This window comes from Kutzneria buriramensis, assembly GCF_003387475.1.
Lineage (GTDB): Bacteria > Actinomycetota > Actinomycetes > Mycobacteriales > Pseudonocardiaceae > Kutzneria > Kutzneria buriramensis.
In genome coordinates this window covers 114,988-126,408 of sequence record NZ_QUNO01000025.1, presented here as the reverse complement: position 1 = coordinate 126,408, position 11,421 = coordinate 114,988, and the positions used below count along the sequence as shown (strand labels likewise).

Below are 11,421 nucleotides of genomic sequence, written 5' to 3'. Positions count from 1 at the left end.
ATGGAGACCAGGAGCAGTGGGAGGACGAGGACGGCCAGGCCGATCCATTCGCGTCGTCCGGCGAGGTGGGGGGTTTGCGTGGCGTGTGTCATGCCGCAAACCATACACACGTCCCACACGTTTGTATAGTACGTACGTTTAAATAGTCGCTGACCTGGGCAGATATCGCCGACAGGGAACTTCTGCGGGAGGATGTCCGGACTCGGCATGCGGCGCCGACGTCTCGGGTGACAGGCCCCTACGAGAAGGAGCGGCACCGTGAAATACCTGATCCTCGCCTACGGCTCGCAGCGCGACTACGACGCGATGGCCGGTCGGCCCGCCGACGGCGCGCCGCAGTGGACCCCGCAGGACTTCGAGGCCATGGGCAAGTACATGGAGCAGCTGAACGCCGACCTGGCCGAGTCCGGCGAGCTGGTGGAGACCCGCGGCCTGACCGCGCCGGTGCACGCGCGCCGCGTGCATCTGCGCAACGGCGAGATCGTCGCCACCGACGGCCCGTACGCCGAGACGCAGGAGGTGCTGGCCGGCTACTGGGTGGTCGAGTGCGACAGCTACGACCGCGCCACCGCGATCGCCACCCGCCTGATGCAGGTGCCCGGCCCCGCGGACTACGCCGACGCCGTGATCGACATCCGGCCGATCGCGGAGAGCCGGCACGAGATGGACCTGTGACCAGCGGCTTTGCGGACCTGCGGGAGCTGGCGCCGCAGGTTCTCGCCGCCGTGGTCCGCCGCTACGGCCACTTCGACGCCGCCGAGGACGCGGTGCAGGAGGCGCTGCTCGCGGCGACCCAGCAGTGGTCGGTTGACAGGCCGGACAACCCCAAGGCGTGGCTGATCACGGTGGCGTCGCGCCGGCTCACCGACCTGCTGCGCAGCGAAAGTGCCCGCCAGCAAAGGGAAAGCACCTGGGTGCTGCCCGAGCACTACACGCCGGCGCCGGCCGACGACGACTCGCTGGTGCTGCTTTTCCTGTGCTGCCACCCGAGTCTGTCGCCGCCGTCGCAGATCGCCTTGACGCTACGGGCGGTCGGCGGCCTGACCACCGCCGAGATCGCGCGGGCGTTCCTGGTGCCCGAGGCGACGATGACGCGGCGGATCAGCCGGGCCAAGCAGACCGTCAGGGCCAGCGGCGTGCCGTTCGGACTGCCGGCCGAGGATCGGCTGCCGGTGGTGCTGCGCGTGCTGTACCTGATCTTCAACGAGGGCTACGCGAGCACCGCCGGCCCGTCGCTGCACCGGGTCGAGCTGGCCGCCGAGGCGATCCGGCTGACCCGCATGGTGCGCCGGCTGCGCCCCGACGACCCGGAGGTCGCCGGCCTGCTGGCCTTGATGCTGCTCACCGACGCCCGCCGGCCGGCTCGTACGGGCCCGAACGGCGAGCTGGTGCCGATGGCCGAGCAGGACCGGAACCTGTGGCGCGCCAATGACATCGCCGAGGGCGCGCGGCTGGTGACCAAGGCGCTGGAACAGGGGCCGCCCGGGCCGTACCAGCTCCAGGCGGCCATCGCGGCAGTGCATGACGAGGCTCCCAGCTATGCCGAAACGGACTGGCCGCAGATCGTCGGCCTGTACGAACTGCTGCTCCGGATCTCCGACAACCCCGTGGTGGCGCTGAACCACGTCGTCGCCGTCGCGATGGTCGACGGGCCGACCAAGGCCCTGGCCCTGCTGGACGACCGCCTCGCCGACGACCACCGCCTGCACTCGGTTCGCGCCCACCTGCTGGAGATGTCCGGCGACCGCGACGGCGCGCGAACGGCCTATCACGAGGCGGCCCGGCGGGCGATGAGCCTGCCCCAACAGCGCTATCTCAACGCCCGGGCCGACCGACTCGCTTGACAGGCGACGCGGGTGCAGTAAACATTTACTGCATGGACAGCCGGGCCGTGTTGCTGCAAGCCGCCGCCGAGGAGTTCGCGCTCAGCGGGCTGAAGGGGACGCGGATCAGGGAGATCGTGCAGCGCTCGGGCGTGAACGAGCGGATGATCTACCACCACTTCGGCAGCAAGGAAGGCCTGTTCAAGGCGGTTGTCGAGCACGAGTTCGGCGGCATGACCAAGGCCTGGCGCGACGCCCTGGCCGAGGTCCGCGGGCTGGCGCCGTACGAAGGCATGCGGCAGGCGTTCTCGACGCTCTTCGACCTCGTGCACAACCGGCCGTTGATCGTGGCGCTGGCGTTGCAGGAAGGCATCGGCGGCTATTCGGCGCGGGAGCCGCTGACCACCGACGCACTGCCGGCCGACCTGCGGGAGCTGCACGAACGCGGCGTCGAGACGGGCGTCTTCCGCCGCGACGTGGACTTCGACGTGCTGTACGCGACGGTGCTCGCGGTGGTGATGGCCGCGCCGAACATGGCGGGGCGGTTCCCGTCGCTGCTGGCCGAGCGGGGCATGGACGGACTGCGCGAGCAACTGCTCGCGCTCTTGATGGACGGACTGACAGGGGGAGCGAAATGACGGTGTTGGTTGTGGGGGCTGGCCCGACGGGCCTGGCCATGGCGTTGGACCTGGCTCGGCGCGACGTGCCGGTGCGGGTGATCGACAAGGCGCCGGCGTACTTCCAGGGCTCGCGCGGCAAGGGCATCCAGGACCGCACCCTGGAGGTGTTCGCGGACTTCGGGATCCGGGACGAGATCCTGGCGGCCGGGCGGCACTCGATGATGCGGCTGTACGTCAACGGCGAGTACCGCAACGACGTGGACGGCAACGCGCTGATCATTCCACAGTGGAAGGTCGAGGAGGCGTTGCGGGACAAGCTGGCCGAGCACGGCGTGAAGGTGGAGCTGGACACCGAACTGCTCGACCTCGACGGCACGACCAGCCAGGGCGGGATCGACGCCGACTACATCGTCGGCTGCGACGGCGGCCGCAGCACGGTCCGCAAGCTGCTCGGCGTGCAGCTGGAGGGCGTGTCCGGCGGCGGCGACACCGCGATGCTTCTCGGCGACGTCGAGGTGGACGGCCTCGACCCCTCGACCGGACACATGTGGATCGGCAACGGTTTCTACGCGCTCACGCCGTTCCGCACGGTCCCGCAGTGGCAGGTGCAGATCGCGGCGCTGGACGAGATGACGGAAGAGCCGTCGCTGGAGGTGTTCCAGCGGCTGTTCGACAAGATGGTGGGGCTGCCGGGCGTTCGACTGAGCAACCCGACCTGGCTGTCGACCTACCACGTGAACGTCCGGATGGTGCGGAAGTTCCGCGTGGGCAACGTTTTCCTGGCCGGTGACGCCGCGCACGTGCACCCGCCGGCCGGCGGCCTCGGCATGAACACCGGCATCCAGGACGCCTACAACCTGGGCTGGAAGCTCGCCGCGGTGATCAGCGGCGAGGCCGGCGACGCCCTGCTCGACACGTACGAGCAGGAGCGGCTGCCGATCGCGGAGTGGACGCTGAGCACCAGTTCGGACGGCCTGGAGAAGATCGCCACGGCCGTCCGGGAGGGCACCGGCGGCATCGAGGCCGGCACGAGCCCCGAGCACCGCCAGCTGGGCCTCGGCTACCCGGACAGCCCGCTGTCGCGCAACCTCGTCGACTGGGACGGCCCGAAGGCGGGCTACCGCGCGCCTTGGCAGGACGAGTTGCGGCACAAGGACTTCACCCTGCTGACGATCGACGGCGTGCGGGTGCTGGTCCGCCCCGACGGCTACGTCGGCGCGGTCGGCGGTCCGGACGACGACCTGTCGGTGAAGACGTATCTGAGCTGAGGGGTTGGGGGTCTCGTCGCTCGTCGAGACCCCCACAACCCTGTCAGCCCATGGACTTCTGGCCGTCGATGGTCTCGCGGATGATGTCCGCGTGACCCGCGTGCTGGGCGGTCTCGGCGATGATGTGCATCAGCACGCGGCGGATCGACCAGCTCGCGCCCGGCTCGAACCACGGCGCCTCCGGCAGCGGCCAGCTCTTGTTCAGGTCGACGCCCGATGCCACCAGCTCGTCGGTGCGCCTGGCGGCGGCCTCGTACTCGGCGAGCAGGCCTTCAAGGGTCTCGCCGGGCAGCATCCGGAAGCTGTTCAGGTGCCCCTCGTAGTCGGGGCCCTTGTCGGTCTCGGGGCCGCCGAGCGCGAAGTCGATCCAGCCCAGCTCGGCCTTGGTGACGTGCTTGATCAGGCCGCCGAGGCAGAGCTCGCTGGCGGTCGGCGTGAGCGCGGCCTGCTCGTCGGTCAGGCCCTGGACGGTGAGGCGCAGGAAGAACCGGTGCTTGCCCAGGGTCTCCAGCATCTCCGCGTGCTCGCCGGTCAGCCGCTGCTCGGTGGTGGTCATCTCCGCCGCCTTTCGTGGTGTCTTCCCTGTTGAGGACCACACTAGGAGCCATTGCGGACAGCTTCGGTCCTCGATCCCGGGCGACTTTCGTAGTCGGGCAGATCGATGGCGTTGGAGACCTCGCGGATCTCGGCGAGGACCTTGTCCATGATCTTCGCGGCGCCCGGCATGTAGGGCATCAGCCGCATCATCAGGGCGTTGAGCCGGAGCATGAGACCGGAGCCGGCGACCATTCGCTTGATGTTCTTGGACTGCGCCTGGTTGACGGTGACGAAATGGCGCATTCGCTCCTCGTACGCCACGAAGGCCGCCATGTGGTCACCCTTGGCGGCCGCCAGCTCGCCGGCCAGCACGTACGCCCCGACCAGCGCCAGGCTCGTGCCCTGGCCGGACGCCGGCGACGGCGAGTAGGCGGCGTCGCCGACCAGCGCGACCCGGCCGGTGGACCAGTGCTCCATCTCCACCACGCTCATGCCGTCGAAGTAGAAGTCGGGCGCGTCCGGCATGGCGGCCAGCAGGTTCGGCGCGATCCAGCCGTGCTCGGCGAAGACCTCGGCCAGGATCTGCTGCTGGCGGGCGGTGTCGCGGCGCCCGTACTGCTGAGCCGGCGAGGTGAACATGAAGGCGGCCTTGGCCTGGCTGTCCTGCCGGGTGCTGTAGACGTTGAGGGTGCGGCCCTTCTCCGCCTGGATGGTCTCCCAGCGGTCCAGATCGAGCATGTTGGGCACGCTGAAGATGGCGATGTGGTGGCCGAGCGAGCGCAGGAACCGCTCCTCCGGGCCGAAGGCCAGCGCGCGGACCGTGGAGTGCAGGCCGTCGGCGCCGATCACGAGGTCGAACCGGCGCGGCAGGGACCGCTCGAACGTCACGGCGACGCCGTGGTCGTCCTCGGTGATCGCGGTGATCGAGTCGCCGTAGACGTACTCGACGCCCTGGGTGGCGGCGAGCAGGATGCGGGCCAGGTCGCCGCGCAGCACCTCGACGTCGGTCGGGTCGCGGAAGCCGACGGTATCGGCGTCCATCTCGACGATGGTACGGCCCTTGCCGTCGAGGAACGCGCCGCCGCGCATGTCGGTGTGGTGCCTGCGGACCTCGTCGACCAGGCCCATCCGCCGCAGCACCTCCATGGCCTTGCCGCGGACGTCGATCTTGTAGCCGCCGGGGCGCGGGGCGGGCGCGCGCTCCACGACGGTGACGTCGTAGCCGTGCTCACGCAGCCAGTAGGCGAGGGCGGGGCCGGCGATGCTGGCTCCGGAGATCAGGATGTTCTTCGTCATGCCGCAGACTCTGCGGCCGGCGATTCACCAGTTGCTCACGAAGCGCTCACGGAGGCGGTGAAGGGCCTGCTCCCAGGTCAGTTCGCCGTCGGACAGGCCCTGCTCGGCGAACGCCGCCGCGGGCAGGTTGTACCTGGTCAGGGCCTCCTCACGGGCCTGCTCGAAGCGCTCACGGGCCAGCTCGGCGTCGCCCTGCGCGGCGGCGATGAGGCCCAGCCCGCACAGGATCCGCGGCCGGATCTCGGCGGCGATCACCGGGCCCGGCTCGTACTCGGTGAGCGCCCTCTCGTGCAGCTCACGGGCCGCGGCGAGGTCGCCGGCCAGCCGGGCGATCTCGCCCAGGCCCCGGTGCGCGGCGGCCAGCGTCGGCGGCGTGCCGCGCTCGGCCACCTGCGCGTAGATCGCCCGCGCGCCGGCGACGTCCCCGACGCGCAGCAGGTTGTCGGCCCGCCGGCAGCGCAGCTCGGCGGCGTCCTCGGCGTCGCCGAGCTGGCCGATGACGTCGATCGCCTCGTCGAGCAGCGTCAGCGCCGCCGCCGGATTGCCCTCCAGCGTCTCGATCCCGGCGAGCTGGTCGAGCACGTTTGCGATCCCCCACCGGTCGCCGACCTCGCGGAACGACGTCAGCGCCTGCCCGAAGGCCGCGCGTGAGGCGGCGAGGTCGCCGAAGGAGAGCGTGCGCAGGCCCTCCGCGGTCTGGATGAACGCCAGCGACCACGGATCGTCGTCGAAGAGCTCCATGGTGATCACCTCGGCGGTGCCGATCGCCGCCCACAGCATCACCAGGTACGGGAACCGGAGCTTGCGGCCGGGTTCCCGCATCACGTCCTCGATGCGGTCCAGGTGCATGTTGGCGCTGATCGCGCAGATCGCGTACTCCTCGCCGAGGCCGGCCGGGACCTCCTTGCCCAGCACCGACATCAGCTCGACCACCAGCGGCATGCCCTCACTGCGCAGACCCCGCAGGTAGAGGTACCAGGTGGTGTTCGCCGCCAGCCGGAGCGCGCTCGCCCGATCCGAGTCCACCGCCCAGCGCAGCGCCGACATCAGGTTGGCGTGCTCCGCGGTCAGCCTGGCCATCCACGCCAGCTGCTCGCCGGTGCGCAGGCGTGGCTCGGCGTCCTCGGCCAGGCGGAGGAAGTACTCGGCGTGCCGGCGGCGGACCCGCTCGGTGTCGTCGCCGAGCTGCTCGGCGCAGAACGCGCGGACCGTCTCCAGCATGCGGTAGCGGCCCGCGCTGACCTCCACCAGCGACTTGTCGACCAGGCCGGCCAGCACGTCCGCCGGCAGGCCGCATACCTCCTCGGCGGCGGAAAGCCTTGCCCCGCCGGCGAAAACCGACAGCCTCGCGGCCATCGCGCGCTCGTCCTCGGCCAGCAGGTCCCAGCTCCAGGCCACCACCGCGCGCAACGTCTGGTGCCGGGGCTCGGCCGTGCGGTCGCCGTGCGAGAGCTGCCGGAGCCGGCTCTCCACCTCGTCCAGTTCGAACGACCGGAGCCGCGCCGCCGCGAGTTCGATGCCCAGCGGCAGGCCGTCCACCGCCGCGCAGATGCGCCCGACCGTGTCCGCGTCGAGGTGGTAGCCCGGGCGGACCGCCTTCGCCCGCTCCTCGAACAGGCGGATCGTGTCCGGGGCCGGCAGCGGCGGTAGCGGGCAGAGCGATTCCCCTGTCACCCCAAGGGCTTCCCGGCTGGTGGCCAGGATCCTCAGCCCCGCACAGGCCCCCAACAGGTGCCGGGCCAAGCGGGCGACGCCGTCGACGACGTGCTCGCAGTTGTCCAGCAACAACAGAATCCGCCGGTCGGTGAGGCCGGAAACCAGCCGTGCCACCGGATCCGGCGCCTCGCCGCCCGCGAACAGGCCGGCGTCGCGGAGGCCGAGCGCGCCGATCACCGCCTGCGGCACCCGCTCGCCGTCACCGACTACCGCCAGCTCGACGAAGCACACCTCGCTCACCCGCCGCGCCGACTCGACCGCCAGCCGGGTCTTGCCCGCGCCACCCGGGCCGATGATCGTCACCAGTCTCGAGGTTTGCAGCGCGTCTTTCACGTGCCGGATCTCGTTGTCCCGTCCGACGAAGCTCGTCAGCTGGGCCGGCACCGGCCGCATCGGGTTCGCGCCGCGCAGCACCGCCAGGTGGGCGTCCGCCAGCTCCGCCGATGGGTCCGCGCCGAACTCGTCCGCCAGCGTGCGGCGGGCGTCGTCGAAGCTCGCCAGCGCCTCCGCCTGCCGGCCGTCCGCCGCCAGTGCCCGCATCAGCTGGCCGCGCAGCCTTTCCCGGTACGGGTTCTCTTTCGTCAGCTGGCGCAGCTCCGCCACGTCCGGCCGCCCCAGCGCCAGGTCCGTCTCCACACGGTCCTCGATCGCCGCCAGCCGCAGGTCGTCCAGCCGCACCGTCGGTGCCGGGCCCCGCCACAGCTCCAGCGCCTCCGTCAGCGCCTTCCGGGCTCCTCCGTGATCACCCAGCGCCAGCAGCTGCCGGCCCTCCGCCGCCAGCCGCTCGAACCGGTGCGCGTCCACCTCGTCCGGGTCGATCGTCAGCACGTAGCCGACCGGGTGCTTGGCCAGGCTGCCCGTCGGCAGCAGGGCCCGGATTCTCGACACCTGCGACTGCAACGCGTGCTGGGCGTTGCCGGGCGGCTCCTCGCCGTACACCGCGTCCACCAACTGCTCGGTCGGCACCGGCCGGCCCACGCTCAACGCCAGCGCCGCCAGCAGCGCCCGCGGCCGCTGGCCGCCGACGCTCACCGGGCTTCCGTCGGGCCCCCACAGCTCGACCGCGCCGAGCACACCGATCCGCACCCGGCCATTCTGCCGGGCGCGGGTCGGTCCAGCTCAGGGATTGACGGAGGTGCCCACGGTGTAGCTGTACGGCAGCGCGGCCAGCGTCTGCGAACCGCCGGCGACGCTGGTGTTGCTGAGCACGTTCACCACGCCGGTCACCGCCGTGCCGGCAGCGGCCACCGGCGACAGCGTGGCCGTGAACAACGCGGTGGTGCCGGCGGCGAGATAGACGGGAGCGCCGCCGGTGATGTCGCCAGCGCTACCGGAGAGACGGAAGGTGCGGCCGACGCCGGTGGTGTTGGTGACCCGGAAGTACAGCGGCCGGGACGACTTGGCGGCGACGGTGCTGCCGACGGCGGGCAGGTTGTAGGCGACGGCGTCGGAGCGGTCGTAGCCGACGGTGCCGTGCACCTCCTGGGTGAACTCCTTGCCACTGGTGGTGAGCCGGAGCATGACGTCGATCTCCCACCGGCCGGGCTTCGGGTTGGCGGTGACGAGCGACGCCAGCGCTACGGGCTGGTCGCTGCCGACGCCCTGCACGGTGGTGGTGGGCGTGGCGTCGGTGGTGACGACCTTGCCGTCGGGATCGATGAGGTAGTACACGAAGGCGTTGTCGGGGCTGGCGTCGGCGGTGTGGAAGGTGACGTCGAGATCCTTCTTGCCGGCCGGCACGTCGAGGTTGAACGTGCTGATCTGACCGACCTGCCGCCCGACGGAGCTGGTGATGGTGGTGGTGAACGACCCGCCGGCGGACGGGATCAGGGTGCGGCGCTGCACGGGCAGCGAGGTGCGGGCGCCGTTGGTGGCGACGAACTGCACCGACTCGGGGTGGTCGCCGGGCGCGGCCGGCATGGTCACGGTCAGCGGCACGGAAACGCTGGAGTGGGCCGGAATAGTCACCGGACCGGTAGCGGGCTTGGTCACGTAGTGCTGGCCGGTGGTGCGGAAGGAGATGTCGCCCCGGTAGCTGCCGGGCACGTTGGGCGGCGACTGGAGGTGCGCGCGACCGTTGGCCCAGAGGATCTTCGCGGTCCAGGCGCCGGGCGTCGGCGCGGCCACCTCGACGTGCTGGATGTTGGACACGGTGCCGAACTTCGCGCTGCCGGACGGCGGAGTGCCGTAGTCGTAGGAGATCTGGCTCAACCGGCCCTTGGGGTCGACGAGCGTGAACGACAGGATGGTGCCGTTGGCTGGATCGGGGATGATCATGTCGGCGGTGAGTCGGTCGAGCCCGGCGGGCACCGTGAACGCGATCGGCGACGCGGCGGTGGCCCCGTACGCCGGCACGGGCAGGCTGGGGTCGGGCGCGCTGACGGGCTCGGTGACGGTGGCCCCGAACTGCTTGCCGGCGCCGAGCTCCCGGTACGTGCCGGTGACGGTGGTCGGCGTGCTGCTGGCGTTGTACAGGTTCACGGTCTGCGCGCTCGCACCGGCATTGGCAGCAATGTCCAATTGGGACGGTGACGGCACGAGGGCCGGGGCCTCCGGGGCCGCCACGGTGCTACCGGGCTGCTGCTGGGCGGCGCGCACGGCGGCGTACACGTCGAGCAGGCCGGCGCCCTGCTGGTCAGCGGGCGCACCGACGTCCTTGGCGGTGCCGGTGAGGATCTCCTTGATCAGCGCGGGACTGGGCTTCGCGCCGCTGTGGGTGTCGGCGTACGCCTCGATCACGTCGGCGGCCGCGGCGGCCACCAGCGGGCAGGCCTGGCTGGTCCCGCCGAACGCCTCGGTGAGCGTGTTGGTGGGGCAGTCCGAGCCGACCGGGCTGCACGCGGCCATGCCGCCGTAGCCGGGCGCGACCAGGTCCACGACCCGGTTGTTGGGCGCGGTGCCACCGGAGGAGAGCGGCGTGATGTCGTTGTTGATCCACGAGTCGTAGCCGTAGGCCTGGCTGACCATGCGCAACGTGTTGGTGCCGCCGACGGCGATCACGAGCGGGTCGGTGGCCGGCGACGACACGGTCCCGGAGACGCCGCTGTCGCCGGAGGAAACCACCACGGTCACGCCGGCCGCGACGGCGGCGTCGTTGGCCGCGTAGAACACCGAATACCGGCCGGGGCGCTGGGTGTAGCCGTACGACTCGGAGATGATGTCGGCGTGCTCGGTGACCACGGCGTGGTCGATGCCGGCCACGACCTGGGATTCCCGCTGGTTCGGGATGTCGATCTGCGACGAGTCGACCAGCGAGGCGTCGGGGGCGAGGCCCTTGATCCGGAACGTGCAGCCGGCCGGCAGGCCGGAGAACGGCAGTTCCTTGCTGTAGTCGTACGTGACGAGCCCCTGGCCGGCGACCGAGGACGCGTCGCCGTAGTACTCGCCGTCGCTGTCGTCCTCGGCCGGGTTCGGCGCGTCGATCACCACGTGCGAGCCGTCCGGCCGGACGAAGTTGGGGTTGCCGGCCAGCTGGTTCATGCCGTCGATGGCGACGATCACGCCCTTGCCGGTGGCGACCTTGGACGCCTGCCGGTCGTCGCCGGGGCGGTCGGTCTCGGTTCGGGTGACCGACAACGCCTCCGGCTCGAGGAAGGGCTTGGCCGGGTCGCTGGGACACAGCTTGGAGCTCAGCTTGGCCGGCGGCTCGTGCGGCACCTGCGCCACCGCGTCGATCGTCATCTGCTCGTCCGGCACGACCTCGCGCACGGCCGGATTGGCGCGTAAGCGGCTCACCTCGGCCGCGGACACGGTGGCGGCCACAGCGTTCACACTCACCAACTGTGTGACGTCGGCGCCGCCATTGGCCTCGATGTCCGATACGACCGACTGCTGGTCGGATCGGGTGGTGTCGGCCCGCGCGGAATTCCGCAGCTTGAGGTCGGTGTGCTGGTTGTTCAGCACCACGATCACCGGGCCGCCGGAGTCGGCGCCGGCGGGCGCGGGCGCCGTCGGGGCCGCGGTCGCCGGGCCGCTGCCCAGCATCGCCAGCGCGGCACTCATGGTCAGGGTCGTCGCCACGGTGAGCAGGCGAGATCTGTGCACGGTCCCCACCTCGGGCAGTCGTCGCCGGATGATCGTCACCGGCCAGTCAAATCCTGACCGCCAGGACAAAACAACCGACGAACGTCCACTGCCCGCCCGACCAACGGCGGCTGGTTA

8 protein-coding genes are annotated in these 11,421 nt (G+C 71.1%); 4 read left to right on the top strand and 4 right to left on the bottom strand.

Features of this window, described 5'->3' with window-relative positions; all coding sequences use genetic code 11:
- Positions 1–258: 258 nt before the first annotated feature.
- Genes BCF44_RS48405 through BCF44_RS48390 form a run of 4 tightly spaced genes read left to right on the top strand, consistent with a single transcriptional unit; the run spans position 259 to position 3,711 of the window.
- Positions 259–675 (top strand): YciI family protein, encoded by a 417-nt coding sequence (locus tag BCF44_RS48405; RefSeq protein ID WP_116181331.1) that lies wholly within the window; start codon positions 259–261, stop codon positions 673–675.
- Positions 672–1,844 carry an RNA polymerase sigma factor gene (locus tag BCF44_RS48400; protein ID WP_116181330.1) on the top strand — a complete coding sequence of 391 codons (1,173 nt, stop codon included), beginning with the start codon at positions 672–674 and terminating at the stop codon, positions 1,842–1,844. Before BCF44_RS48405 ends, BCF44_RS48400 begins: the two co-directional genes overlap by 4 nt.
- 32 nt (positions 1,845–1,876) lie before the next feature.
- Positions 1,877–2,461, top strand: coding sequence for a TetR/AcrR family transcriptional regulator (locus tag BCF44_RS48395; RefSeq protein WP_116181329.1), 585 nt, complete (start codon positions 1,877–1,879; stop codon positions 2,459–2,461).
- A complete protein-coding gene (locus BCF44_RS48390) occupies positions 2,458–3,711 on the top strand; it encodes an FAD-dependent monooxygenase (RefSeq protein ID WP_116181328.1) in 1,254 nt (417 codons plus the stop codon). The genes BCF44_RS48395 and BCF44_RS48390 overlap by 4 nt, the downstream gene beginning before the upstream one ends.
- 43 nt (positions 3,712–3,754) lie before the next feature.
- Here BCF44_RS48390 and BCF44_RS48385 read toward each other — a convergent pair whose 3' ends face one another.
- The 4 genes from BCF44_RS48385 to BCF44_RS48370 are packed head-to-tail and all read right to left on the bottom strand — an operon-like array spanning position 3,755 to position 11,304.
- Complete coding sequence (locus tag BCF44_RS48385; RefSeq protein ID WP_116181327.1) at positions 3,755–4,267, bottom strand: DinB family protein; 513 nt, start codon at positions 4,265–4,267, stop codon at positions 3,755–3,757.
- A 41-nt stretch (positions 4,268–4,308) separates the two neighbouring features.
- Complete coding sequence (locus tag BCF44_RS48380) at positions 4,309–5,544, bottom strand: FAD-dependent monooxygenase (RefSeq protein WP_116181326.1); 1,236 nt, start codon at positions 5,542–5,544, stop codon at positions 4,309–4,311.
- Positions 5,545–5,568: 24 nt separating this feature from the next.
- On the bottom strand, positions 5,569–8,346 hold the full coding sequence (locus BCF44_RS48375) for an AfsR/SARP family transcriptional regulator (protein ID WP_116181325.1): 2,778 nt from the start codon (positions 8,344–8,346) through the stop codon (positions 5,569–5,571).
- A 33-nt stretch (positions 8,347–8,379) separates the two neighbouring features.
- The gene (locus tag BCF44_RS48370; RefSeq protein ID WP_147328952.1) at positions 8,380–11,304 is read right to left on the bottom strand and encodes a S8 family serine peptidase; all 2,925 of its coding nucleotides are present in this window, start codon (positions 11,302–11,304) and stop codon (positions 8,380–8,382) included.
- Between the last annotated feature and the right edge of the window lie 117 nt (positions 11,305–11,421).